The organism is Natrinema sp. H-ect1, assembly GCF_041821105.1.
GTDB lineage: Archaea > Halobacteriota > Halobacteria > Halobacteriales > Natrialbaceae > Natrinema > Natrinema thermotolerans.
In genome coordinates, this window is the sequence record NZ_JBGUBA010000001.1 from 1 (window position 1) to 22,295 (window position 22,295).

Genomic DNA, 22,295 nt, shown 5'->3' on the forward strand with positions numbered 1-22,295 from the left:
GCGCTGCTCCCCTGTGGACATAGTTCGATCCAAAATCCCCGCGATATAGATGGGATTCGGTGTGGGATCTGTGAGATGGAATTTGCGAAAGACGAGGTACGACAATGAGCGACGACGAGAACAACATCGACATTAGCTTGAACAATCTGGTAGCAATGGGGCTGACCCCGGCACGAGCATATCACTATCACCGAGTCGTCGTAAAGGGACAAAGTCCGGAACAGGTAGCCGAGCTACGGGATTGTACCCCCGAGAACGTCACGCGAAGCCTCGAATACGTTCACGACTATTTGCAAGATCTAATCGAACCACTCGAGGACGACGATGAGTAGTGCCGGCGAGCCGAGCAGACAGACCGAGATTGATGGCCATCGTGATGATCTCGAGGCGCTGGCTAAGTCGGATAATCCAGCGGCAGAAATAGCGAAGGCGATTCTCCGAACGGCCGACAAGAGCTAGGAAACACTCTTGTTTTTGGTTCTGTATGCTATATCAGTTATACAGGCATGACTCTCGACGTAGATCCACCGAACCCACCTGAGCTATCGTTCGTAGATCCGAACGAGTACGAGGATGCAACAGTCAGCGCGGATGATCCGAACGAGATCGATTACCGACGCGAGGAGTTGCAGGACTTTTTAGAACAAGGAGCATGGAAGAAAGCGTTCGAGGAATGGCGTGTGGACTCCGATCTCAGCGAGGAAGAGTTTAGAATTTCTACCGATCTCGGTTTGTTTAGCGAGTTTGACTTCTTTTGGGATTCGTTTGCTGATCGTGTTGGCTATCATGCGCCCGGTATACCAGAGGATTGGCAAGAGCGAGACTATCACGATAATCTCGATTCGTGGGGGAAGGTATCTTCGATCAATGCAGAAATAACCGAGTTAGGCCAGATAGTTTGCGACATTTTGAAAGAAGAATATATCGAGTGGGAATCCGATTACGAACCACCGGACGATCTACCTGATTTCTAACGACAGCTAGCAGTAGATAGCAGGTGTTTCTTCATCCGAGATTTTCCTAAAACTCGCGACAAGTACAGGCCAAGCAGGTAACGAAAAAGAATCAATATTATTAGTCCAGTCGCAAAGTCTGCTGCCTGATTGGGTGTGTCACCAATATCATTACACCAACGATATATTGCGAAATAGCTTATGGATACTGGAGTAGTGCATTATAGCGTGAAAACCCAAGAACTCATCCACCTTCATTCGTTGCTCCTCGAAACACGTGAGTACCTTGAACGAGAGGGCAATGTGCCATACGGTGCATTTGATTCCTACGATGCACAACCGATTCGTCCGTCCCATATTCATCGCCAGAAAGACGCACACATGAACGCAATTCACCTACTATTGGACGGGTTCAACCAATCCCTTCAGACGCACCCTCCACCAGCCACGTAACACCTCCCTGAATATGCTATATTCCTATAATATGACACCTACTGTTGAAGAGGCATCTGGCCGTGGTGAATTGAACGCTGTTGTAATAGATAATCCAAGTTCCGTCGATGAATGCATTCTTTACCCATCGAACGCGACTGACAAAGAACTCGAAACGATGTGGATTCTCGCCAAGGAGGGTGATTATACCTCACTGAAGGATAGTCAATGAGAATCAACATAGAAGGGAAGAAGAGTCGGTGAGATACAAAATTGGCACCGTACTGTTTCCAAAGTACCTATCAATTTCACCAAAAGGGAGTGGGATTTAGACAATTATAGTGAAAAATCAGTATATCACTCGCATTTTATCTTATTTATATCGGATTGGTAATATGTCTCATTAAGACCATCAGTCATAGTCTGTTGAGTGAAGAGCGTTTGTCAGTACAAGCAGTAGCAGCGAGAAACACAAAAGTGAGTTCCTACTAATCGTGTCCATGGCAATTGAAGCGTCATTTACTGTCTCGCAACCCGAGTTCCCTTTGAGTGCAGTTTTTGAACAGTTGCCAGACGCAACTATTGAACTGGATCGCGTTGTCCCAACGGACGATGCTGTCATACCGTACTTCTGGATTCACGCGGAGAATGTTGGGGACCTCACAACGGACTTGAGTGGTGACAAGGGGGTTGAGGAGTTCAAAATAATCGACGAATTAGAGGAAGAGATGCTCATCCGTATTAAATGGAACCTCAACTACGAAAGTATTCTAATCGCAATCGTCAACACTAATGTCACACTTCTCTCTGGACTGGGAGAACAGGAGAACTGGACATTTGAAGTTAGGAGTAGCGATCAAGAGAGTATCTCCGAATTTCAATCGTACTGCCGGGAGAATGATATCCCCATTGAACTCACCCAACTCCATGCACTCTCGCCACTCAAATCAGATCGGGCGTTCGATTTGACCGATGGACAACGATCAGCGTTGATACTTGCCTACTCACGAGGGTACTTTGACTCGCCGCGAAAGGCCACTCAAGACGATATCGCCAACGAACTTGATATCAGCCGGCAGGCGGTTTCATCGCGTTTGCAGCGCGGTCTTCGACGGCTTGTAGCAAGCACTCTGATAACGACTCAAGAGTAAGTCGTAGACCTCATTTAAACAAATTGCGCGAGCAAAACTCAGCGTCATCCGAGTGGGCCCTCTCTATTCGGGTGATGAATCCCTCCCAAGAAGAAATCGGTGCTGTCGAGGTTGTAGACTCAATGAACAACGTGGAGTTCGATGTAGATGCGAATATCTTCCGAGCAGAATACGACAGCAGTCGTGATCAGCCGAGTCTTGCAATAGTTGCTGTGGTAGCGGCTGCTTCCAATAGAGATGCCATTGAACTGTCCCCTCTTCATTCCGCGATTGATACAGAGACTCTCGATAATCTTCTGTCGAAGACAACTACTGACGACGAGAAAAATACCTGTCTCTCTTTTTCGTATGAGGGATTTGCTGTGACCGCATTTAGTGAGGGAACGATTGAGGCCAGCCCGATAGAGAACACGTAATCGGAAGTGCGTATAAGTGATTTACAGGTGGTCGCGGAACGGTTCCAGTTGGCTAAGTTTCTCCGTCGGCTCAACGATTTTCCGGTTCGAGTCATAGTTGACGACTCCTTTCTCCTCTAATTTTGGAATGTGAACGTGATGCAATGATATCTGAACCTGTTTCACCCGTTCGCTGGGGATTTCGGTTATTTCTGCGTCCTGCTCCTTTTCGACAACCTCGTTACGAAGATCAGTGATAGTTAATGGCCGGTCGTGAGTGAAGAGGAGATCAAGAATTGCACGGCGACGTTGGTGAGAGATCAATTTAAGGAGTTCATCTACCGAAGTCTCCTCTACTGGCAGGGGCATTTCCTCACTTTGAGATTCCCCATTCTCTCTGGTTTTGTCTCTCATTGTAGTCCGTGGACAAAGTACAGGCATCAGTGCGTATAAAGTTCCTGCCCGCATAGCTTGAAAACATATTTTGATTATGTGGGTGAATGTACTTTTCGTTCGGTTCGCACACGTAGTTACAGTCACCTCTTCCAGTTTCATATCCTGTTCTGGATAAAATATAATATTATTAACCACTATTAGAATAATGCTCGAGTAGCGGGGGACTTGTCCCAGAAGAAGTCAAAGCCAGCGAAGAGATCGAGGTCCCGCGCGATCCCGTACTCCCGGTCCTCGAGATCGGTGTCGGCGCGCCACTCGTCGAACGCCTCCGTCCAGGCTCCCTCCTCGAGGAAGGCCTGTAGCTCCTCGCGGCGGTAGTCGATCTCCTCGCCGTCGGCGCTGATGGTCGCGTCCTCGTACTCGTTGGGGTCGACGAACTCCAGTTCCGGCGGCTCGGGGGGCTCGACCTCGAGTGTCATATCCGGCCGTAGGTCGGGTTCCCGGATAAGAATTCCCACCGCGGTCGGTTTCGAACCGGGAAGCGACCGAGCCCGCGGCCACGCGGTCGGTCGCTACTCCCAGGTATAGCCGAACTCCTCGCCGTCGCGGTGGATGTAGTCGGTCTCCAGTACCTCGCTGACGATCCACCCCAGCGACTCCAGTTCCTCCTCGATGGTCTCGATGTCCACGTCGTCGAGATCGTCGTGAGCAGCGACCGCGTCCGTCGGCACCGACGGAACTCGGTAGCCGACGTCTTCCGCCGACTGGTTCCAGTAGAAGTCGAACGCGTCGAACAGCCCGTACTCTCGGACGAGCCGGAACTCCCGGTCGGTCAGGGACGTCTCCCGCGCCCACTGGCTGAAGGCGTCCTCCCAGGCGCCTCCCTCGAGGAAGTCGGCAAGCGCCTCGCGGCGGACGTTGTCCCCGGTTCGCTCGTCGGGTTCCTCGACGGCGTCGTAGTCGCCGAGGTGCTGGGAGCCGTGAAGCGACGGGGGATCGGGAACCTCGACATCGAGTGACATACTGGGCTTACGTCGAGTATCCGGATAAGGATTCCCCGCCGTCGACTACCCCCAGAGCGTTCCGAGCAGTCGACCGGTTCCCCAGCCGAGTAGCCCGACCGCGAGGCCGACGGCGACGGTCGCGACGAGCCACGTCCGGGGGTCCGAATCGAACCGGGAGACGCCGACGGCCGCCGACGCCAGAAGGGCCAGCACCGCGCCGACGGGGGCGGCGAGACCGAACAGCATCCCCTGCGGCAGGCACTGGCCCGCATATCCCGTTCCGGCTGCAACGAGGAATCCGAGGGCGGGAATCGCGTACAGAGCGAGTTCCGACAGCGCGTGGTACCCGCTCGCGTCGACGGTTCCGGTCACGTAGGCCAGACGCAGTCCGCCGGCGATCGTGCCGCCGGCGAGTGCGAGCAGCGTCCAGCGGAGCGCGACGAACTGGAAGCGATCGCCACCGAGTAGTACCGAGGGGACGGCCGATGTCACGGGGCGGACGACGGCCGCTAGCCCGATAATCCTACCTCAATACTCCTCTGTGAGAGACGCTGACAGTCGATCCGGTACGGAGCGATATTATAAAATTACGTTACAGTCCCAGATGGAAGATGATCCGGATCATGGACGCGAAAGATCCGACACGATTCGGGCGGCGCGGATTCCTCGCATCGATCGCGAGCAGCGGCCTGCTCGCTGGACTCGTCGGCGTGGGAAGCGCCGCGAGCGACGACGACGCGGGGCCGGTGACCGTCTCCGGTCGCCGCATCCACAAGTACCGACCGGACGGCGACTTCTTCGAACACGAACAGCGGTTCGTCAGCCCCGAGCTTCGGGACTACTACGGGAAAGCGACGCTGGTCTACGACGAGGGAACGATCCACCGACGTGCCGTCCCCGACGAGTACACCGACCCCGATCGCGCGTTCACCCTGAACTATCGCGACACGGCAGTGATCGGCCGGTTCCGGGAGTTCGATCGACTCGAGACAAAACAGCGGGACGCGGGAAGCGCGGACGCGGCGGTCGGGACGGCGTCGATCCCGGACTACACCGGACCGCTGTACGTCTACAACTCCGACGTGGACAACCCACAGGAGGAGGACCTGGGCGAGGCGACCGGCCCGATCAATGTCGGCTGGAACCGCGACCTCGATCGCGACGCCGCGTCGATCAACTCGCAGATGGAGTCGTGGGGGTGGACGTCGCTGTACGCCGGCAGCCCCGGCGACAGATACGTCATCATGGACGAGGACGCCTCCCTGCCCTACGTCACGAAACAGGACGAACACATCGTCAAGGGGCTGTCGACGCCGACGACTCAGTACCACGTCCGCGCGTACGACCTCCCCCAGTACGAGGAGGAGAACATCGCGGTCGCCGGCCAGGCGCACAAGGATCCCGTCCTCCACGACGGCCCGCCCTGGAACTTCGCCGAGGCCCGCGACGCCGCCTCGAGCGCCTGGGACGACAACGGGTACTCGACCGTTTTCCACTACGTCGAGAACGGCGAGGGATACGACACCAGCGACGGGTTCTTCGATCAGGTCCGGGCGGACTGATCGCGGGCTGTCTGCCGGTCGCGGCCGACCTGCGATCGCGGTCCCGTACAGTTATTTCAGCCGCCACACAACTAGCGCGTATGGCCAGCGGAAACGCCGGCGGCCGGGAGTATTCCCTCGTCGAACTGTTCGCCATGAAGTTCGTCCTGGCCGACGTCCTCATCATCGCTTTACTGCTGTTGGCTGGACCGATCTACGCCATTCTAGCTACTGCCGTGATCGTCCTCGGGGGACTGCTCCTGTGGTATCTCGCCGAGGGTGGGGGCGACGAGCCCGCCGTTTCCGAATCGTCCGCCTCGGCCGCCGAGTCCGATGCGGCCGCCGCTGAAACCGACCCCGTGACGACCTTACAGGAGCGATACGCCGCCGGCGAACTCTCCGACGCCGAGTTCGAGGCGAAGCTGGACCGACTGCTCGAGGCCGACGAACGGGCTGCTGATGCCGACGTCGAGACGGCGGACCTCTCACTCGAGCGCGAGCGCTGAGGCCATCCCAACACTCAATCGCCGGCCGGTCCTAGGGACGGCCGATGACCGACTACGAGGCGGCGATCCTCGACGTCGACGGGACGATCGTCCGAGGCGAGGAGTTGCTCCCCGGCGCGACCGACGGCTTACGCACGCTCGAGGCCGCGGGCTGTTCGCGACTGCTCTTCTCGAACAACCCGACGCGGGGAAGCGATCACTACCGCGAAACGCTTGCGCCCCACGGAATCGATGTCGATCCCGAGACCGTCCTCACCTCCGCGACGGTGTCTGCCGAGTACCTCGCCGCCACCCACCCCGGCGAGCGCGTCTATCTCGTCGGCAGCGACCGTCTCGAGTCGATTCTCGAGGACGCGGCCGTCGAGTTGACGACCGAGCCCGACGAGGCCGAGGTCGTGTTGGGTTCGTTCGACGATACCTTCTCGTATGGCACGCTCTGGTCGGCCCTGCAGGCGCTCGAGGGAGACGTGCCGTTCTACGGCACCGACCCGGACGCGACGGTTCCGATCGACGACGGCGAGATTCCGGGTTCGGGCGCGATGATCGCCGCGATGGAGGCCGTCGCCGGCCGCGAGCCCGACGCGATCCTCGGGAAGCCCTCGTCGGTCGCGGCCACGGCCGCGATGGACCGGCTCGCGGCCGACCCCCGGAACACGCTGGTCGTCGGCGACCGGCTCGATACCGACATCGCGCTGGGGAATCGAGCGGGGATGGAAACTGCACTCGTCCTCACTGGCGTCACCGATCGGGCGGACCTCGCCGACGTCGGGGCCGACGCCGAACCCGATCACGTCCTCGAGTCGCTGGCCGCCGTCGACACGCTTCTCTGAGACGATCTGTCCCAATTTGCCGGTCCAACCGCAGGGTGGTCGCGGTTGCGCGGGAGCGACTTCCGGCGGGCCGTCTGCGACGCCTCGGGAGGTATATTTATCCGTGACTGTATCCATGTACGACACATGAAAGAACGAATCACAGCAGTGTTGTTGCGCGCTCGATACGCGGCCATCGGTGCAGCCGTCGGTGCAGCGATCGGCGGACTGTTCAGCCGCAACGCCGCGAGTACGGGCGGTGCGATCGGCGGGCTCGTCGGCGCGACCGTCGCCGACACCCGCGGCACGCTCGAGGGAACCCTCGAGGACCTCGGCGAACTCGACCCGCGGTCGACCGACGGCAGCGAGGAGTAACGCGACCGGGACGGTCCTCGTTTCGGGGACCCACGGACCCGTTTTTCGTTCGCGCCGGATAGCGAACGGCGTTGTCACCGCGTGATAGACGAGTGTGGAGAACCGAAACCGGAACTGGTTTCGGCCGCCCGGCTCAGTCCGCCCGGCCCAGATCGTCCGCCAGCGCTTCCTGTCGGAGCTGTTCGCCCTCCTCGGTACTGACGGTCAGTTCGGGGACGGTCGTCGGCGTGTTGTCGTCGTCGATCGCGACGTAGACGAAGTACGACTCGGTAGTCCGTTCGCGCTTGCGGGTCTGGAGGTTCTCGCGCTCGGCGATCAGCCGGACCTTCACGCTCGAGGTCCCGGCGTCGTAGACGTAGGCGGTGATGTAGGCGGTATCGCCGACCGGGATCGGTCGCTCGAAGTTCATCTGGTTGACGCGGGCGGTGACACACATCTCGCCGGCAAACCGCATCGCCGACATCGCGCCGACTTCGTCCATCCACTTCATCACGTTGCCCCCGTGAGCGACATCCAACATATTGGCGTGGTTCGGCTGGACCATCTCCCGGTTCTCGATTACCGTCTCCATGAGGTCCGTCATCGGCGGACGTTTTCCCACGGCGACAATCAGTCTTACTCTCGGCGGACCGCGGACGACTCGAGCGACGTGTCGCCGGTTCCGGAGCGCTCATCGTAGATATTTTACAGGGGTTCGTGGTCCGATACTGGTAAAAGTCGCCGCCGAGTTGGGGCGAGTAATGAGCGATGCAGGCGAGGCCGACGTGCCGGAGCCGCCCGAGCCACCCGACCGCGAGCGTGGCTCCGTCCAGGTTCTCGGGACGGCACACGTCTCGCAGGCGAGCGTCGACGAGGTACGGGACACCATCGAGCGCGAGCGACCGGACGTGGTCGCGGTCGAACTCGACGAGGGCCGGTACAACCAGATGCAGGGCGGCACGCCCGACGACGTCGAGGCCGAAGACCTGCTCTCGGGCAACACCGTCTTCCAGTTTCTGGCCTACTGGATGCTGTCGTACGTCCAGTCGCGGCTGGGCGACCAGTTCGACATCGAGCCCGGGGCCGACATGCGTGCCGCGATCGAGGCCGCCGAGGAACACGGCAGCGGCGTCGCCCTGGTCGATCGCGACATTCAGGTGACGATCCAGCGGTTCTGGAGTCGGCTCACGTTCACGGAGAAGCTAAAGATGGTCGGCGGCCTCGCGCTCGGCATCACCGATCCCCGGACGCTCGGGCTGACGTTCGGCGCGATCGGCGGCCTGCTCGTCGGCTTTCTGGTCGCCGCGTTTATCGCCCCGCTGCTCGGGGTCGGTGACGTCTTGCTGCTCGGGATCACCGACGCCGCGACGCTGCAGTACGCCGGCGGTGCCGCCATCGGCGCGCTGGTCGGTGCCGTCGCCGGCCTGCTCGTCCTCCCGCCGCTCGAGTCGGCCGAAGCGTACACCGGCGGTCTCCTCTCGGGGTTCTCGATACGAGTCCTCGGGGGGATCGCCCTCGGCGTCGTCGCCTGTCTCGGGCTGGTCGCGACCGACACTTTCGTCGGCCCCTTCTCGGCGGCAAGTGTCGAGAGCGCCGGCATCTATGCGGTCCGCGGGAGTTCCGGAATGCTGGCGGGGCTCGGCGTCGGCGTCACGATCGGGGCGGTCGTCGGCCTCTTCCTCGACGCGGCCGGTGCCGACGTCGAGGAGATCGACGAGATCGATATCGAGGAGATGACCGACGGCGACGTGGTCGCCGCCATGATGGAGGAGTTCCGGCAGTTCAGCCCCAGCGGCGCGAACGCCCTGATCGACGAGCGCGACGCCTACATCGCATCGCATCTCAATGACCTTCGCGAGCAGGGGTACGACGTCCTCGCGGTCGTCGGGGCCGGCCACAGAGCCGGCATCGAACGCCACCTCGCGAACCCGGCGGAGATCCCCTCACGGGAGTCGATCTCGGGGACTGCCTCGAGTCGCCGGTTCTCCCCGCTGAAGATCCTGGGCTATCTCGTCATGGTCGGCTTCCTCGCGTTCTTCTTCCTGCTCATCATGGCCGGCGTCAGGAACGTCTTCCTGCTGAAGGTGTTCGCCGCCTGGTTCCTCTTTAACGGGATCTTCGCCTTTACGCTGGCGCGGTTGGCCGGCGCACGCTGGACCAGCGCGGGCGTCGGCGGCGCGGTCGCGTGGCTGACGAGCATCAACCCCCTGCTCGCGCCGGGCTGGTTCGCGGGCTACGTCGAACTCAGACACCGGCCGGTCAACGTCCGCGACATCCAGACGCTCAACGAGATCGTCGACGACACCGAGCGGCCGATCGACGAGGCCATGTCGGCGATGTTCGACGTGCCGCTGTTCCGGCTGATCATGATCGTCGCGCTGACGAACGTCGGGAGCATGATCGCGACCTTCCTGTTCCCCTTCGTCGTGTTGCCGTGGCTGGCCGGCCCCGAGATCGGCGGCGTCGACGCGCTGATGGGCGAACTGTTCGAGGGGGCGAAGAACAGTCTCGAGCTGCTCCGGGGGCTGCTATGAGCCACCGAACGCGGGCCAGTTCCGAGCCCGAACTCACGTTCAGCGACCGGGAGCAACGCGATCTCGCGATCGCATGGGTCACCCTCAGCGTCGCCTTCGCCCTGATCTTCGCGCCCGTCCACCGGGGCGAGGCGGTCGGCCTCTTCCTCACGATGGTCGTGTTGAGCCTCGTCACGGTCGGCGTCGCCTTCCTGCTTCACGAGATCGCCCACAAGGTCGTCGCGGTCGAATTCGGGCAGGTCGCCGAGTTCCGGGCCGACTATCAGATGCTGTTTCTGGCGCTTATGGGCGCGCTCGTCGGCTTCCTCTTTGCCGCGCCCGGGGCCGTCTACCACCGGGGCCGGATCACCCAGCGGGAGAACGGACTGATCTCGCTCGCGGGACCGGTGACGAACCTCCTGCTTGCGCTACTCTTTCTCCCGCTGATGGTCTTCCCGACCTACCTCGGGACGATCGGCCAGATGGGCGTCGGGATCAACATCGTACTCGCCGCGTTCAACATGATCCCCTTCGGTCCACTCGACGGAAAGTCCGTCCTCGAGTGGCACAAAGGCGTCTTTGCGCTGGTGTTCGTTCCCAGCGTGTTGTTGGCGGCGATCATCATCTTCTACGTCGGACTGTTCTGAGCTGCCGACGGCTCGCTCGAGCGGACCGGTGATCTTTTGCTCGCCCCGGGAGGTCGTTGAGACATGACCGACTCAGCCGACGACGCGGACGACGAGGGGCTCACCTACGCGGAGACGGGCGTCGACATCGAGGCCAGCGAGGACGCGACCGCGGCCTTGCTCGAGGCCTTCGGGAGCGGCCTGCGGACCGAGTACGCTGGGATGATCGACATCGGTGACCGGTATCTGGCGCTGGCGACCGACGGCGTCGGGACCAAGCTGTTAGTCGCCGAAGCCGTCGAGGACTTCTCGACGATCGGGATCGACTGCATCGCGATGAACGTCAACGACCTCGTGGCCGCGGGCGTCGAGCCCGTCGCGTTCGTCGACTACCTGGCGATCGACGAACCCGACGAGGACCTGACCAACGGGATCGGCGAGGGGCTCGCGGTGGGGCTCGAGCAGGCGGATCTCACGATGCTCGGCGGTGAAACGGCAGTCATGCCGGAGGTCGTCAAGGGGTTCGATCTGGCGGGCACCTGTGCCGGCCTCGCGGCCAAAGACGAGATCTTCGCCGGGGAGGCCGCGGCCGGCGACGCGCTCGTCGGGTTCCCCTCGAACGGCATCCACTCGAACGGGTTGACGCTGGCCCGCGAAGCCGTCACCCGCGACCACGAGTACACCGACGCGTTCCCGCTGGACCCCGAGACGACGATCGGCGAGGAACTACTGCGGCCGACCCGGATCTACACCGATCTGCTCGAGCCGATGCGCGAGTGCGGTGTTCGGGCGGCGGCCCACGTCACCGGCGGCGGCTGGACGAACCTGCTGCGGATGGGCGAGTACGAGTACGTCGTCGACGATCCGCTGCCGGCCCAGCCGATCTTCGAGTTCGTTCAGGAGGAGGGCAACGTCTCCGACGAGGAGATGCACCGTACGTTCAACATGGGCACCGGCTTTGTCGTCGCGGTTCCTGAAGACCGGGCCGCCGACCTCGTCGCCGAGACCGACGGACGGATCATCGGCCGCGTTACGGACGGCGACGGCGTCGAGATCCGCGGCTGCTCGCTGTCCTGAACTCGGGCGGACCGTTCGAAAAGCGCGGCGGTGTCTCCGGATGGGCGGGAAGACGCGGCACGGACGACACGAAATCAGGGGACCGACGGACGGCCGTGACGGTCAGACCGCCTGAACGGGGATGTCGGTGTGTCGCATCACCCGGTCGGCGACGCTTCCGAGCGGCGTTCGTCGGTCGTCAGTCGCCCCGCGTCGCCCCATCACGATCAGATCGGTGTCACGTTGTTCCGCGAGTGACGTGATCTCCTCCCAGGGGAGCCCCCGGTGACACTCGCGGTCGACGTCGAGTCCCCGACCGCGGGCCCGGTCCGCGATCTCCTCGAGCATTTCGATGGCCTCGTCCTCGACTTTCACGTGTTCGATCTCGGTACTACCCAGTGCCGGCGGCCGTCCGTGCCGGCGTTCGTCGACGACGTAGAGCAGCACGACGTCTGCGCCGTAGTTCTCGGCGAGGCTTAACCCCTGCTCGACCCCGCGGTTCGCCTGTTCGCTTCCGTCGGTCGGAATGAGGATCGTATCGTACATCAGCTATCACTCATCTGATGGTTCGACGGCAGCGGTGGTAAAACTAGCAGCCGTTCTCAGTACGTCGAAACCATCCTCGACGTTCCTACCCCCGACAGCCGTCGTTCACTCTGTGGCAGTCCGACCGAGCGGGACTCCCCGGCGCGGTCGGAATCCCCGTCAGCCGAGTGTTCCTGTCACCGGTCCGCGTCGCTCCCCGTGGCCGTCGCCGCACGAACCGTCTCGTACTCCGCGTCGCTGTAGGCGATGAACCGGACATCCGCGAGTGAGTCGGGGTCGTAGCGCTCGAGTGCCGCACCGATGATCGCGGCCCCGTCTGCGAGGTCGAAGCCGGCGACGCCACAGCCAAGCGCCGGGATCACGAGCGAGCGACAGCCCAGTTCGTCGGCCGTCTCGAGGCTGTTGTACGTCGCGTCTCGAATGCTCTCGGCGGTCGCCCGTCCGTCCCCGCCGTGGGGCATCGCGGCGGCGTGGATAACGTAGTCGGCATCGAGGTCGTAGGCGTCGGTGACCGCGACGGCACCGAGGTCGACCGGCCCCTTCGCCATGGCCGCCTCGTTGATCTCCTCGCCCGCCCCGCGCCGGAGCGCGCCGGCGACGCCCGATCCCATCCGGAGGGTCGTCCCAGCGGCGTTGACCACGGCGTCGGCTGACTGTGCGGCGATGTCTCCCTGAACGACCTCGTACTCCATATTCGGGCGTTCCGGATCGAGCGCAATGAAACTGACCGTGGGTGCGAGGTGGGCTCGACTCAGTCGGTCCGGCCCCACTCCGGGCCCGCCGGCTCGGTCGGGAGGTCGGCGTCCGCGATCCCGTAGAACTTCTCGCGGCCGACCGGGGAGCGCAGTCGGACGACGCAGGTGTAGTCCGTGACCGAGAACGCCGTTACCGTTCGTGCGGACCGGCGGTGTTCGAGCGCGAAGAGCCGCTCAGCGTCGGCCTCGACGGTGACGCGGTTGCCGAGCGACCAACTCAACGACTCGATGCGGCCGGTATCAACATCGAACAGGTGAGCGATCAGTTCGCGACCGCGCCGGTCCCGTGCCCCCTGTGATCGATCCCCGTGTAAGCTCATGAGAACAACGTTTCACTCGAGCATGAAAAAGGACACTATATTCGCGTGACGGTACTGTGGTCGTCCAGAAACGCTACGATAGGCCGCCACAGCGTCGAATTCTCGATCGCGTTCGAGACCGGGAACCGATCGCTCCGCTCCCGAGATCTTAGGCCGACCAAAACCTTTTTAGATTTAGGCTCACCTAACTCCTCGTGATGGACGTACCCGCCCGCAGGGAGGAGCCCGAACTCGACGAGGACCAGGAGGAACCGGCGGCGGTCGTGACGAGCCACGAGACCCGCCCCGGAAAGACCGTCTTTACCGAACGCGACAACAGCGACGGCTGGATCGCGACCGATCTGACCGTCGACCTCGAGCGGTGAGATCGGCGACGCCCGGAACCGACCGAGGCATCACCTGCTGATCGCTCTCCGCCGTTTTCCTCTCCGAAAAAACCGGTTCGCAGTCCGATAACCGCCGCCACGATGTGCCGCCGTCAGTGCGTCGCTTCCTCGAGGACCAGCGTATCGTCTTCGAGGTAGTGTTCGAAGTGGTGGCCGTCCTCCTCGAGGTCGACGAGGATCTCCCGGAGGATCTCGGCGGTGGCGTGGTCGCCGAGGTTCTCCGCGAGTTCGATGCTATCGCGCATCGACTCGATGATGTCGCCGTACATCTCGAGGTCGTTCTCGAACATCGTGCGGACGTCGTAGACGTCCTCGCCCTCGAACTCGACGGTGGCGCGCTCCTCCTGGTTCGCCGGCCCGGAGACGGGGACGCCACCAAGCGCCTGCGCGCGCTCGGCGATGATGTCCGCACCCTCCTCGACGTGTTCGTAGGCCTCCTCGAGGAACTCATGGAGCGGGAGGAACTCCGCGCCTTCGACGGTCCAGTGGTGCTTTTTGAGCTGGTGGTAGAGGACGTAGGCGTTAGCCAGTTCCGTGTTCAGTGCGTCGACGATCTGTTCGGCCTTCTCCTGCTCGAGGCGAAGCTCGTTCTCCTCGACGGTGTCGGCCGACTGGCGAACGGTCTTTTGGGTACTCATCCTACTCCCAGGTACGGACGCGTTCCACTTAAAGACTTCCCTTGAGAAAACATTTCTTTGGTATACCTAAAGATCTGTTTTTGATTAGGGCACTACGATTCCCTCAGTAGCTACGAAACGTATCATCGAACGACACCGTCAAGCGAATCTCTATTTTTTCGAGCCTGAGTAAACATTTTCAGTGGGGAGGGCGAATGGACGCGTATGGCAACCGGAATCGCACAGCGGCGGGAGCGGCTCTACGTCGACGGCGAGTGGATCGAAACCGAGAACGCACTGTCGGTCTCGGACCTCGCCGACGGCGGGGCCTTCGCACAGGTAGCTGCCGCGGGGCCGGACCACGTACGCACCGCACTCGAGGCCGCCCACGAGATCAAACCGCGCATGCGGGAGACGACCGTCGTCGAGCGCGCCGAGTGGTGCGAGACGATCGCCGACCGGCTCCGCGAGCGCGAGGAGGAACTCGCAGAAGTGATCGTCCGCGAGGCGGGCAAGCCGATCTCGTCGGCCCGCGGCGAGGTCGGGCAGGCGGCCGAGCGGTTCGACCGGGCGGCCGAGGAGGCGCGCACCATCGTCAGCAAGGGCGAGTACCGCGAGGGCTCGACGGCGGGCCACGAGGGCTGGCAGGCGATCGTCAAACACGAGCCGATCGGTACGGTGCTGTGTATCACCCCCTACAACTATCCGCTGGCGACGACGGCCTTGCAGGTCGCGCCCGCGATCGCAGCCGGTAACAGCGTCCTGCTCAAGCCCGCGAGCAAGACGCCGGTCTCGGCCGCGATCCTCGCCGACGTCATCGCCGACGTCGACGGGATCCCCGACGGCGCGTTCAACTTCGTCCCCGGCGAGGCGAGCGAGATCGGCGACCTGCTGGCCGGCGACGACCGCGTCAACGCGATCGCGATGACCGGCTCCTCGGGCGCGGGCAAACACGTCGCCCGCGAGAGCGGGATGGTCAACCTCCACATGGAACTGGGCGGCAACGCCCCGGCGATCGTCTTCGATGACGCCGACCTGACCGACGTGGCGGGGGACTGCGCCAAGGGCTCGTTCAAGTACGCCGGCCAGCGCTGCTCGGCGATCTCGCGAGTGCTGGCCCACGAGTCGGTCCACGACGAACTGGTCGACCTGATCGACGGCCAGATGGACGCCTGGCAGGCCGGCGACCTCTTCGACGAGGACACCGCCGTCGGCCCGCTCATCAGCGAGGACCAGGCCGACTGGGTCGCGGAACTCGTCGAGGACGCCGTCGAAAAGGGCGCGGAGATCGTCCGCGGGGGAAGCCGTCGCGCTCCCGAGGGCGTCCCGGACGAACTCGCCGACCAGTTCTTCGAGCCGACGCTGCTGGCGAACGTGCCCCACGACGCCCGCATCGTCGACGAGGAACAGTTCGGCCCCATCGCCGCGATCACCACCTTCGAGGACGAGGCCGAGGCCCTCGAGATCGCGAACGGGTCAGACCTCGCGCTCGACGCCGCGGTCTTCACCAGCGACTACAAGCGCGCGATGCGGATGGCCGAGCGCATCGACGCCGGCGCGGTCCGAATCAACGGTGCGCCGAGCCACGGGCTGGGGGACGTGCCCTTCGGCGGCAACAAGGACTCTGGCATCGGCCGCGAGGGACTGGACGCCTCCATCCACGCGATGATGCGCGAGAAGAGCATCGTCCTCTGAAACGCGGTCGGTCGCGCTCGAGGGCCGATACCACCGCCGCCGGTCCCGCTCAGAAGGCGTACTCGTACGACGCGACGACGGCTTCGGCGTCCTCGTTGACGCCGACGACGATCAGTTCGCCCGACGCACCGGCCTCGTACTCGAACGTCACCTGCTCGCCGACCGCGGTCAGTTCGGCGCTGTTCCCGTGATCGTCGCTGAGTTCGAGCCGATCGACGTCGTCGCTCGAGTTGTAGGTCACGGACACCGTTCGGTCGGACCGATCAGAATCGAACGCTACGCCCGCCCGGGGCTTGGACGGCTCGCTCCCGTAGCCGGCGAACAGATTGGTGTATTCGTACTCCGCAGTCGGAACGGTCCGCGTCGCCACGACCATGTTGCCAGCGGTTTCGACCGTTGCGTCCTCCACGCCTTCCCACTCGCTTTCGAACGCGTCCCTCTCCGCAACGTCGGCAGAGACAGCGACCTCCGCATAGGTCGTCGTCTCCGTGCCGAGCGACCACGAGAAGGCGACCCCCCGCCCGTCGTCGGTCCCCTCGTACTGGCCCCAGCAGAACGTCGCGTCGGCGATGCGCTCGACCAACGAGGCGACGTTCTCGCTCGCCTCGACCCGCCGATCGGTTCCCTCGACACCGGCCGCGAGGATCGACTCGAGATCCGCGCCGTCGGCCGGACTCACGACGAGTGTCTCCTCGGAGACAGCTACCGAAACCCCGTCGCGCTCGAGGGTCTCGAACGCGCCGACCGAGGCGTCACCGTCCGTCTCGAGCGCGTCGGGGTCGAACGAGCCGCTGACGACCACGTTACCGACGACGCCCTTCGAACCGAACCGGAGGACGGCGTCGATCGCGTCCGTCCCGTCGGCGGCGTCCTCGACGATCCCGGCGCTGTCGCCGTCCGGCAACGTCGGGACGCTCTCGATGACGGACGCCTGCAGGGCGTCCTCGTAGGTCTCGAGCGCGGTGAGATCGCGGTAGTGAAAGAGGAGCGGATCGGTCCCTCCGGCGGGAATCCACCGCTCGAGCGGTGTCGACGCGGACGAGTCGCCGGCCTCGGCCGGTGAGTCGGCGTCGTCGTCCGTTCCCTCGTCATCGTCGTCTATGCCGAGACAGCCGGCACCGAGCGCCGCAATCCCCGTTCCCGTCGTCACGAGTAGTTCCCGTCGGTGAGTGTGTTTCATACTGATTATATTTGGTTGAAACCTCCGGCATATATAGCTGTTCGATCGCCCTGCCTCGAGCGCAATCGGGCCAAACGGGGACGCCGAAGGAGTTACCGGTACCGGTGGTGGAGAGTCGGCCATGTCCCGTGACATCCTCGTGGCCGGCGAAACGCTGATTGACTGGATTCCCGAGCGGTCGGGCCCGCTCGAGGAGGTCCCCGGCTTCGAGCGCCGACCCGGCGGTGCGCCGGCGAACGTCGCCGTCGCGCTCGCCCGCCTCGAGGACCCGCCGCTGTTCTGGACCCGGGTCGGCGATGACCCGTTCGGTCGGTATCTCGAGCGGACGCTGGTCGACCACGGTCTCCCCGACCAGTTCCTCGAGCGCGACCCCGCGGCGAAGACGACCCTCGCGTTCGTGACCCACGACGAGACCGGCGAGCGCGAGTTTACCTTCTACCGGGACGGGACCGCGGACACCCGCCTCGAGCCCGGGCGGGTCGACGATGCGACGCTCGCGAACTGCGAGTGGGTCCACGCCGGGGGCGTGACGCTTTCGAGCGGTTCCGCGCGTGAGGCGACGCTCGACCTGCTCGAGCGGGCCGCGGCCGCCGACTGTACCGTCTCCTTCGATCCAAACCTGCGGAGCGAACTGTGGCCCGACGAGGGGGCGTTCGCAAGCGTGGTCGGCGATGCGCTCGCTTACGTCGACGTCTGTCTCGCGACGGGGCCGGAACTGGCGGCGCTGGGATACGAGGGCGAGTCCGCGACGGCGATCGCGCGGGCGGCGGTCGAGCGGGGGCTGGTCCACACGGCGGTCGTCACTCGGGGCGCGGCGGGGGCTGTCGCCGTCGCGAGCGCGGACGCACCGTGGCCGGCGGCGACGGTCGAGCATCTGGGATTCGCAGTCGAGACGGTCGACACCACGGGTGCGGGCGACGCCTTCGTCGCCGGCGCGATCGCCGCCCTGCGAGACGGCGACGACCTCGAGGCCGCGGTAACCGTCGCGAACGCAGTCGGGGCGCGGGCGACTACCGCTGCCGGTGGGATGACGGCGTTGCCGACCCGCGCCGAGGTCGCCGCGCTGCTCGAGGCGGAGTGAGCGCCGGCGCCGTGTGGTTGCAAGCCGGAGTGGTATCCGAGTTTGCGTCGGACAACGAGTATGGGTATCAACGTCCGCGGTGCGGTCCCGTTCGCGAAGTCGGTTGTGACGGGGATCAGCGAGAAGAACGTGACGTTCATGGCCGCCGGTATCGCGTATCAGGCATTCATCTCGCTGATCCCGTTGCTCGTCCTCGTGTTCTTCCTCGTCGCCTTCGTCGGGGACGAGGCGCTGGCCCAGCAGGTGTCGTCGATCACCGAGGGCTTTCTCCCCGAGAGCGGACAGGTGATGCTCGAGCAGGGGATCGAGGGCGACACCGGCAGCGTCGGGACGTCGATCATCGGACTCGTCGCGCTCCTGTGGGGGTCGCTGAAGATCTTCCGGGGGCTGGACACCGCCTTCTCGGAGATCTACGCGACGACCGACGAGAACTCGCTGGTCGATCAGCTCCAGGACGGGGCCGTCGTCTTCGGGGCGATCGGGATCGCGCTGGTCGCCGCGGCGCTGACGACCATCGTCTTCGCCGTCTTCCCGACGATCCCCTTCCTCGGGCTGTTGAACCCGCTGTTGCTCGTCGTCGGGCTGACGCTCGCGTTCCTGCCGATGTACTACCGCTTTCCCGACGCCGACCTCTCCGTCCGGCAGGTGCTGCCGGGCGTCGTCGTCGCCGCGGTCGGCTGGGCGCTCCTCCAGTCGCTCTTTCAGGTCTACGTCGCCATCTCGAGCAGTTCCGACTCGGCCGGCCCGATCGGCGCGATCCTGCTCTTGCTCACGTGGCTGTACTTCGGCGGGCTGATCCTGCTGGTCGGGGCCGTCGTCAACGCGACGCGCTCGGGACACCTCGAGATTGCCCCCGATGGGATCGAGGCCGAATCCCGCGAGGGCATCCCCGAGGACGCCGAGCGCGAGCCGTTCGTCGACGACGGCCGACGCGAACGCGAGCGCCTCGAGGCGCGACTGGCCGCCCTCCGGCGGGAACGGGACCAACTTCGGAACGATCGAAAGGCCCAGCGCAGTCGTCGCTACCGGCTCGAGGACCGCGTCGACGCCCTCGAGGCGAGAATCGAGAGTCTCGAGACCGAAAACCGCGACCTCGACGCGGAGAACGAACGGCTGCGGCGCGAACTCGCGGCCAGCCGCGGCTCGTCGTGGCGGGGGCGGCTGCGGGGCGTGCTTTCGCGAGTCCGAACGCTGAACGTCGGCGTTCTCGAGGACCGGGGCAAATAGGGCCGACGGCTGGGGCCACAGTTCGAAAGTGACCGCCGTCTCGGTCCGGACTGACCGATCCATATTGCGGTGGCGCGCGCTGTCGGCCGTCCGAACGATAGTGAGGGTGGCCGATGACACTGCGCGAGGGATGAGCGAGTGAGCGAAGCGAACGAGCGAATCGGCTGGGGAGGGTGTGGTCTCTCCCCACTGCCACGATAGCAGGATACCGGTTCCGACGTTCGCGGTCCAAAACACCACTCAGCCAGTCGTATCGGAGATTCGAAGGCGGAGTCGAGACGCATTAGTGGCTCCCCGCCCCACCGCAACCCGTGTCCCATCCAGTCCGGGCCGCTCGCCGCTACGTCCAGCGCGACCACGCGTCGATCGTCAGCGGGATCGACGCCTGTGCCGACGCGGTCGCCGAGCCCTGGGATACCGCCCGCACCACCGACGCCGACGCCGTCGCCGACGGACTCCACCGGGCGCTCGAGGAGACCGGCATCCTCGAGTCCCTGCCCGGCGTTCTCGCCGGTGCCGTCGACGCGACCGGCCACGAACTGCAAGCCCGCCCCGTCGCGGGGCCGCCCTACGTCGTCGTGACGAGCCGCGGCCCCGTCCTCCGGGCGACCATCGATCCCGGGCGACTGGTGATCCGCTTCGACGCCTTCGAGGTCGTTCGCGATTCCGAACCGGGTCACCCGCCCGCCTACCGCCGCCGCGACGGGGTCGAACTCGCCGTCTCGCTCGAGTGAGACGGTTCGCTGTACCGATGTACCGGTGCGACCGCGACACGGCTTGCGGTGGCACCGGAAATGACGTACAGCGGACCGTCTGACCGACGCGACGCTCACCGCCCTCGATTCGCACCGTCCGCGACTCGACGCTAGTAACTCAGATCGCTATTCCACCACGATTTGTTAACAGACGTCGTCACCGACGCCGCCTGTTAATAACTTTGGCCAGTGGGATAATAACTCTTATACCCCGACGGACCGACGTTCGGGTATGAAGCTGACACGACGCGCGCTGGTGAAAGCGGGAGCCGGTGCGGTCGCGACGGGTGCTGTTGCCGGCTGTCTCGACGATATCGACCCGGCGAGCGCCGAGACCGACGACGGCTACGCCGCCTTCTTCACGCTCTGGGACTGGGCCGAACAGGTCAGCGGCGACGCGATCGACTTCGAGAACCCGGTCGGCACGGGCGAGGCCGGCCACGGCTGGCAACCGAGCGGGGACCTCACCCGGAACGTCGCCGACACCGGGGCCTTCGTCTACCTCGATACGCCCGAGTTCTCGTGGGCGCAGGACCTCGCGGCGACCCTCGAGGCCGACTACGACACCGTCGCCGTGATCGACGGCCTCGAGGGACTGGAAGACCGACTCCTCAGGTGGGGCCACGAGGTCGACACCGGAGGTCACGACGGGAACGATCACGACGAGACCGAAAGCGACGACCACGAGGGCCACGATCACGACGAGACCGACTACGACCCCCACGTCTGGCTCGATCCCGTCATCGCGGGGGAGATCGTCGACACGATCGCGACCGGGCTGGCCGACGCCGATCCGGACAACGCCGACACCTACGAGGAAAACGCCGCGGCGTACGTCGCCGACCTCGAGTCGCTGGACGAGCGACTGCAGGATCTCTTCGAGTCGGCCGATCGTCGGACCGCCGTCTTCGCCGGCCACGACTCCTTTACCTATCTGCAGGAGCGATACGGGTTCGAACTGCACACGCCCGTCGGCGTCTCGCCACAGGAGACGCCGTCGTCTGGGGAGATCTCCGAGACGATCTCGCTCATCGACGACGAGGGGATCGAGACGATCCTTTACGATCCGTTCGAAGCGCCCACCGACGAGTACCCACAACTCGTCGAGACGCTGCTGCGGGACAGCACGGCGACCGACGCGATGCCGTTGAGTCACCTCTCGGGGACCCTCTCGGCGTGGGAAGACGAGGGGTGGGGGTACCGCGAGCAAATGGAAGAGATAAACCTCCCCGCGCTCAGAGAGGTATTAGACGCACAGTGACCGTCGTCGACCTCGAGAACGTGACCTTCGCCTACGGCGAGCAGCCGGCCGTTCGCGACGTCTCGCTGACCGTCGCGGAGGGCGATTTCCTGGGACTGATCGGCCCGAACGGCTCGGGCAAGACGACGCTGCTCCATCTCATGCTCGGGCTGCGCAGCCCCGATAGCGGCTCGATCGAGCTGTTCGGCGAGCCGGTGTCGTCGTTCGAGGAGGGCGAGCGGATCGGCTACGTCTCCCAGCAGGCGACCAGCGGCGGCGGCTCGATGCCGGTCACCGTCCGCGAGGTCGTCACCATGGGCCGGTTCGCCCACGCGGGCCACGGCCGACTGACCGACGCGGATCACGCGGCCGTCGACGACGCCCTCGAGACGGTCGGCATCACCGACCTCGCGGACCGACAGATCAACGCGCTCTCGGGCGGCCAGCGCCAGCGGGCCTACATCGCGCGGGCGCTGGCCTCCGAGGCCGACCTGCTGGCGCTTGACGAGCCCACCGTCGGCGTCGACGCCGAGTCCCGCGACGCCTTCTACCAGCTGCTCGAGTCGCTCAACGAGGACGGAATCACGATCATCCTGATCGAACACGACATCGGCGTGGTCACCGACCGGGCGAGTCGGATCGCCTGTATCAACACCGAACTCTACCACCACGGTGACACGGAATCGTTCGTCGAAAGCGACGCGTTGACCGAGGCCTACGGCGCGAGCGGCCAGGTCGTTCACCACCACCACTGACG

The 22,295-nt window shown here is 63.9% G+C and carries 29 protein-coding genes and 1 pseudogene; 20 read left to right on the forward strand and 10 right to left on the reverse strand.

What is annotated here, in order from left to right:
• Nucleotides 1–104: 104 nt before the first annotated feature.
• The 6 genes from ACERIM_RS00005 (at nt 105) to ACERIM_RS00030 (ending at nt 2,952) form a co-directional block, all read left to right on the forward strand.
• Nucleotides 105–332 (forward strand): hypothetical protein, encoded by a 228-nt coding sequence (locus tag ACERIM_RS00005; protein WP_373630623.1) that lies wholly within the window; start codon nt 105–107, stop codon nt 330–332.
• Nucleotides 325–459, forward strand: a complete 135-nt coding sequence (locus tag ACERIM_RS00010) for a hypothetical protein (RefSeq protein ID WP_373630624.1) — start codon at nt 325–327, stop codon at nt 457–459. Before ACERIM_RS00005 ends, ACERIM_RS00010 begins: the two co-directional genes overlap by 8 nt.
• Before the next feature lie 47 nt (nt 460–506).
• Complete coding sequence (locus tag ACERIM_RS00015) at nt 507–974, forward strand: hypothetical protein (protein ID WP_373630625.1); 468 nt, start codon at nt 507–509, stop codon at nt 972–974.
• Between the two features lie 180 nt (nt 975–1,154).
• Nucleotides 1,155–1,406 (forward strand): UPF0058 family protein, encoded by a 252-nt coding sequence (locus ACERIM_RS00020; RefSeq protein ID WP_373630626.1) that lies wholly within the window; start codon nt 1,155–1,157, stop codon nt 1,404–1,406.
• 479 nt (nt 1,407–1,885) lie between these two features.
• Complete coding sequence (locus ACERIM_RS00025; RefSeq protein ID WP_373630627.1) at nt 1,886–2,536, forward strand: helix-turn-helix domain-containing protein; 651 nt, start codon at nt 1,886–1,888, stop codon at nt 2,534–2,536.
• Between the two features lie 74 nt (nt 2,537–2,610).
• Nucleotides 2,611–2,952 carry a HalOD1 output domain-containing protein gene (locus tag ACERIM_RS00030; RefSeq protein WP_373630628.1) on the forward strand — a complete coding sequence of 114 codons (342 nt, stop codon included), beginning with the start codon at nt 2,611–2,613 and terminating at the stop codon, nt 2,950–2,952.
• A gap of 21 nt (nt 2,953–2,973) precedes the next feature.
• Here the strand turns inward: ACERIM_RS00030 and ACERIM_RS00035 are convergent, their stop codons facing one another.
• From ACERIM_RS00035 to ACERIM_RS00050, 4 genes and pseudogenes are all read right to left on the reverse strand, one after another.
• Nucleotides 2,974–3,345, reverse strand: coding sequence for a hypothetical protein (locus tag ACERIM_RS00035; RefSeq protein WP_373630629.1), 372 nt, complete (start codon nt 3,343–3,345; stop codon nt 2,974–2,976).
• A 209-nt stretch (nt 3,346–3,554) separates the two neighbouring features.
• Nucleotides 3,555–3,806 (reverse strand): annotated as a pseudogene (locus ACERIM_RS00040) (hypothetical protein); the annotation flags it as partial.
• A 93-nt stretch (nt 3,807–3,899) separates the two neighbouring features.
• Nucleotides 3,900–4,349, reverse strand: a complete 450-nt coding sequence (locus tag ACERIM_RS00045) for a hypothetical protein (RefSeq protein ID WP_006648792.1) — start codon at nt 4,347–4,349, stop codon at nt 3,900–3,902.
• 45 nt (nt 4,350–4,394) lie between these two features.
• Nucleotides 4,395–4,823, reverse strand: coding sequence for a hypothetical protein (locus tag ACERIM_RS00050; RefSeq protein WP_006648793.1), 429 nt, complete (start codon nt 4,821–4,823; stop codon nt 4,395–4,397).
• Nucleotides 4,824–4,942: 119 nt separating this feature from the next.
• On the opposite strand from ACERIM_RS00050, the gene ACERIM_RS00055 reads away from it, so the two are divergent.
• From ACERIM_RS00055 to ACERIM_RS00070, 4 genes are all read left to right on the forward strand, one after another.
• Entirely contained in the window at nt 4,943–5,893 is a 951-nt protein-coding gene (locus ACERIM_RS00055; protein WP_373630630.1) for a hypothetical protein, read from the forward strand.
• Between the two features lie 80 nt (nt 5,894–5,973).
• The gene (locus tag ACERIM_RS00060) at nt 5,974–6,378 is read left to right on the forward strand and encodes an SHOCT domain-containing protein (RefSeq protein ID WP_373630631.1); all 405 of its coding nucleotides are present in this window, start codon (nt 5,974–5,976) and stop codon (nt 6,376–6,378) included.
• Between the two features lie 44 nt (nt 6,379–6,422).
• The gene (locus tag ACERIM_RS00065; protein WP_373630632.1) at nt 6,423–7,208 is read left to right on the forward strand and encodes an HAD-IIA family hydrolase; all 786 of its coding nucleotides are present in this window, start codon (nt 6,423–6,425) and stop codon (nt 7,206–7,208) included.
• 126 nt (nt 7,209–7,334) lie between these two features.
• Complete coding sequence (locus ACERIM_RS00070; RefSeq protein WP_373630633.1) at nt 7,335–7,562, forward strand: hypothetical protein; 228 nt, start codon at nt 7,335–7,337, stop codon at nt 7,560–7,562.
• A gap of 133 nt (nt 7,563–7,695) precedes the next feature.
• Here ACERIM_RS00070 and ACERIM_RS00075 read toward each other — a convergent pair whose 3' ends face one another.
• The gene (locus tag ACERIM_RS00075; protein WP_006648798.1) at nt 7,696–8,145 is read right to left on the reverse strand and encodes an acyl-CoA thioesterase; all 450 of its coding nucleotides are present in this window, start codon (nt 8,143–8,145) and stop codon (nt 7,696–7,698) included.
• A 157-nt stretch (nt 8,146–8,302) separates the two neighbouring features.
• Here ACERIM_RS00075 and ACERIM_RS00080 point away from each other — a divergent pair, with 157 nt between their 5' ends.
• The 3 genes from ACERIM_RS00080 to purM all read left to right on the forward strand — a co-directional run bounded on the left by ACERIM_RS00080 (nt 8,303) and on the right by purM (nt 11,757).
• Nucleotides 8,303–10,075: a TraB/GumN family protein gene (locus ACERIM_RS00080; protein ID WP_373630634.1), complete on the forward strand. Its 1,773-nt coding sequence runs from the start codon at nt 8,303–8,305 to the stop codon at nt 10,073–10,075.
• Nucleotides 10,072–10,701, forward strand: a complete 630-nt coding sequence (locus ACERIM_RS00085) for a metalloprotease (RefSeq protein WP_373630635.1) — start codon at nt 10,072–10,074, stop codon at nt 10,699–10,701. The genes ACERIM_RS00080 and ACERIM_RS00085 overlap by 4 nt, the downstream gene beginning before the upstream one ends.
• Nucleotides 10,702–10,764: 63 nt before the next feature.
• Nucleotides 10,765–11,757: a phosphoribosylformylglycinamidine cyclo-ligase gene (purM, locus tag ACERIM_RS00090; protein WP_373630636.1), complete on the forward strand. Its 993-nt coding sequence runs from the start codon at nt 10,765–10,767 to the stop codon at nt 11,755–11,757.
• Nucleotides 11,758–11,859: 102 nt separating this feature from the next.
• On the opposite strand, the gene ACERIM_RS00095 is transcribed toward purM, so the two are convergent.
• From ACERIM_RS00095 to ACERIM_RS00105, 3 genes are all read right to left on the reverse strand, one after another.
• On the reverse strand, nt 11,860–12,282 hold the full coding sequence (locus ACERIM_RS00095) for a universal stress protein (RefSeq protein WP_006648802.1): 423 nt from the start codon (nt 12,280–12,282) through the stop codon (nt 11,860–11,862).
• A gap of 176 nt (nt 12,283–12,458) precedes the next feature.
• The gene (locus ACERIM_RS00100; protein ID WP_049964308.1) at nt 12,459–12,974 is read right to left on the reverse strand and encodes a macro domain-containing protein; all 516 of its coding nucleotides are present in this window, start codon (nt 12,972–12,974) and stop codon (nt 12,459–12,461) included.
• 59 nt (nt 12,975–13,033) lie between these two features.
• Nucleotides 13,034–13,357: a hypothetical protein gene (locus ACERIM_RS00105; protein ID WP_006648804.1), complete on the reverse strand. Its 324-nt coding sequence runs from the start codon at nt 13,355–13,357 to the stop codon at nt 13,034–13,036.
• A gap of 197 nt (nt 13,358–13,554) precedes the next feature.
• Between ACERIM_RS00105 and ACERIM_RS00110 the strand changes: the two genes are divergently transcribed.
• The gene (locus tag ACERIM_RS00110) at nt 13,555–13,722 is read left to right on the forward strand and encodes a hypothetical protein (protein WP_006181622.1); all 168 of its coding nucleotides are present in this window, start codon (nt 13,555–13,557) and stop codon (nt 13,720–13,722) included.
• Nucleotides 13,723–13,835: 113 nt separating this feature from the next.
• On the opposite strand, the gene dpsA is transcribed toward ACERIM_RS00110, so the two are convergent.
• Entirely contained in the window at nt 13,836–14,381 is a 546-nt protein-coding gene (dpsA, locus tag ACERIM_RS00115; RefSeq protein WP_006181623.1) for a DNA starvation/stationary phase protection protein DpsA, read from the reverse strand.
• 204 nt (nt 14,382–14,585) lie between these two features.
• On the opposite strand from dpsA, the gene ACERIM_RS00120 reads away from it, so the two are divergent.
• The gene (locus ACERIM_RS00120) at nt 14,586–16,055 is read left to right on the forward strand and encodes an aldehyde dehydrogenase (protein WP_373630637.1); all 1,470 of its coding nucleotides are present in this window, start codon (nt 14,586–14,588) and stop codon (nt 16,053–16,055) included.
• 49 nt (nt 16,056–16,104) lie between these two features.
• On the opposite strand, the gene ACERIM_RS00125 is transcribed toward ACERIM_RS00120, so the two are convergent.
• Nucleotides 16,105–17,235, reverse strand: coding sequence for a hypothetical protein (locus tag ACERIM_RS00125; RefSeq protein ID WP_373630638.1), 1,131 nt, complete (start codon nt 17,233–17,235; stop codon nt 16,105–16,107).
• Nucleotides 17,236–17,356: 121 nt separating this feature from the next.
• Between ACERIM_RS00125 and ACERIM_RS00130 the strand changes: the two genes are divergently transcribed.
• The 5 genes from ACERIM_RS00130 to ACERIM_RS00150 all read left to right on the forward strand — a co-directional run bounded on the left by ACERIM_RS00130 (nt 17,357) and on the right by ACERIM_RS00150 (nt 22,293).
• Nucleotides 17,357–18,316, forward strand: a complete 960-nt coding sequence (locus ACERIM_RS00130; RefSeq protein WP_373630639.1) for a carbohydrate kinase family protein — start codon at nt 17,357–17,359, stop codon at nt 18,314–18,316.
• A 60-nt stretch (nt 18,317–18,376) separates the two neighbouring features.
• Nucleotides 18,377–19,543, forward strand: a complete 1,167-nt coding sequence (locus ACERIM_RS00135; RefSeq protein WP_373630640.1) for a YhjD/YihY/BrkB family envelope integrity protein — start codon at nt 18,377–18,379, stop codon at nt 19,541–19,543.
• Between the two features lie 311 nt (nt 19,544–19,854).
• On the forward strand, nt 19,855–20,277 hold the full coding sequence (locus tag ACERIM_RS00140) for a hypothetical protein (RefSeq protein ID WP_373630641.1): 423 nt from the start codon (nt 19,855–19,857) through the stop codon (nt 20,275–20,277).
• Between the two features lie 253 nt (nt 20,278–20,530).
• Nucleotides 20,531–21,559: a metal ABC transporter substrate-binding protein gene (locus ACERIM_RS00145; protein ID WP_373630642.1), complete on the forward strand. Its 1,029-nt coding sequence runs from the start codon at nt 20,531–20,533 to the stop codon at nt 21,557–21,559.
• A complete protein-coding gene (locus ACERIM_RS00150) occupies nt 21,556–22,293 on the forward strand; it encodes a metal ABC transporter ATP-binding protein (RefSeq protein ID WP_373630643.1) in 738 nt (245 codons plus the stop codon). Before ACERIM_RS00145 ends, ACERIM_RS00150 begins: the two co-directional genes overlap by 4 nt.
• The last annotated feature ends 2 nt before the right edge of the window (nt 22,294–22,295 follow it).

Bases quoted from the DNA above. Each gene is read 5' to 3' on its own strand.
- ACERIM_RS00130 (WP_373630639.1), top strand. From the start codon at position 17,357: ATGTCCCGTGACATCCTCGTGGCCGGCGAAACGCTGATTGACTGGATT.
- ACERIM_RS00125 (WP_373630638.1), bottom strand. From the start codon at position 17,235: ATGAAACACACTCACCGACGGGAACTACTCGTGACGACGGGAACGGGG.
- ACERIM_RS00060 (WP_373630631.1), top strand. From the start codon at position 5,974: ATGGCCAGCGGAAACGCCGGCGGCCGGGAGTATTCCCTCGTCGAACTG.
- dpsA (WP_006181623.1), bottom strand. From the start codon at position 14,381: ATGAGTACCCAAAAGACCGTTCGCCAGTCGGCCGACACCGTCGAGGAG.
- ACERIM_RS00105 (WP_006648804.1), bottom strand. From the start codon at position 13,357: ATGAGCTTACACGGGGATCGATCACAGGGGGCACGGGACCGGCGCGGT.
- ACERIM_RS00020 (WP_373630626.1), top strand. From the start codon at position 1,155: ATGGATACTGGAGTAGTGCATTATAGCGTGAAAACCCAAGAACTCATC.
- ACERIM_RS00030 (WP_373630628.1), top strand. From the start codon at position 2,611: ATGAATCCCTCCCAAGAAGAAATCGGTGCTGTCGAGGTTGTAGACTCA.
- ACERIM_RS00015 (WP_373630625.1), top strand. From the start codon at position 507: ATGACTCTCGACGTAGATCCACCGAACCCACCTGAGCTATCGTTCGTA.
- ACERIM_RS00075 (WP_006648798.1), bottom strand. From the start codon at position 8,145: ATGACGGACCTCATGGAGACGGTAATCGAGAACCGGGAGATGGTCCAG.
- ACERIM_RS00010 (WP_373630624.1), top strand. From the start codon at position 325: ATGAGTAGTGCCGGCGAGCCGAGCAGACAGACCGAGATTGATGGCCAT.
- ACERIM_RS00100 (WP_049964308.1), bottom strand. From the start codon at position 12,974: ATGGAGTACGAGGTCGTTCAGGGAGACATCGCCGCACAGTCAGCCGAC.
- ACERIM_RS00065 (WP_373630632.1), top strand. From the start codon at position 6,423: ATGACCGACTACGAGGCGGCGATCCTCGACGTCGACGGGACGATCGTC.
- ACERIM_RS00120 (WP_373630637.1), top strand. From the start codon at position 14,586: ATGGCAACCGGAATCGCACAGCGGCGGGAGCGGCTCTACGTCGACGGC.
- ACERIM_RS00055 (WP_373630630.1), top strand. From the start codon at position 4,943: ATGATCCGGATCATGGACGCGAAAGATCCGACACGATTCGGGCGGCGC.
- ACERIM_RS00035 (WP_373630629.1), bottom strand. From the start codon at position 3,345: ATGAGAGACAAAACCAGAGAGAATGGGGAATCTCAAAGTGAGGAAATG.
- ACERIM_RS00045 (WP_006648792.1), bottom strand. From the start codon at position 4,349: ATGTCACTCGATGTCGAGGTTCCCGATCCCCCGTCGCTTCACGGCTCC.
- ACERIM_RS00110 (WP_006181622.1), top strand. From the start codon at position 13,555: ATGGACGTACCCGCCCGCAGGGAGGAGCCCGAACTCGACGAGGACCAG.
- ACERIM_RS00080 (WP_373630634.1), top strand. From the start codon at position 8,303: ATGAGCGATGCAGGCGAGGCCGACGTGCCGGAGCCGCCCGAGCCACCC.
- ACERIM_RS00085 (WP_373630635.1), top strand. From the start codon at position 10,072: ATGAGCCACCGAACGCGGGCCAGTTCCGAGCCCGAACTCACGTTCAGC.
- ACERIM_RS00095 (WP_006648802.1), bottom strand. From the start codon at position 12,282: ATGTACGATACGATCCTCATTCCGACCGACGGAAGCGAACAGGCGAAC.
- ACERIM_RS00005 (WP_373630623.1), top strand. From the start codon at position 105: ATGAGCGACGACGAGAACAACATCGACATTAGCTTGAACAATCTGGTA.
- ACERIM_RS00070 (WP_373630633.1), top strand. From the start codon at position 7,335: ATGAAAGAACGAATCACAGCAGTGTTGTTGCGCGCTCGATACGCGGCC.
- ACERIM_RS00135 (WP_373630640.1), top strand. From the start codon at position 18,377: ATGGGTATCAACGTCCGCGGTGCGGTCCCGTTCGCGAAGTCGGTTGTG.
- purM (WP_373630636.1), top strand. From the start codon at position 10,765: ATGACCGACTCAGCCGACGACGCGGACGACGAGGGGCTCACCTACGCG.
- ACERIM_RS00145 (WP_373630642.1), top strand. From the start codon at position 20,531: ATGAAGCTGACACGACGCGCGCTGGTGAAAGCGGGAGCCGGTGCGGTC.
- ACERIM_RS00025 (WP_373630627.1), top strand. From the start codon at position 1,886: ATGGCAATTGAAGCGTCATTTACTGTCTCGCAACCCGAGTTCCCTTTG.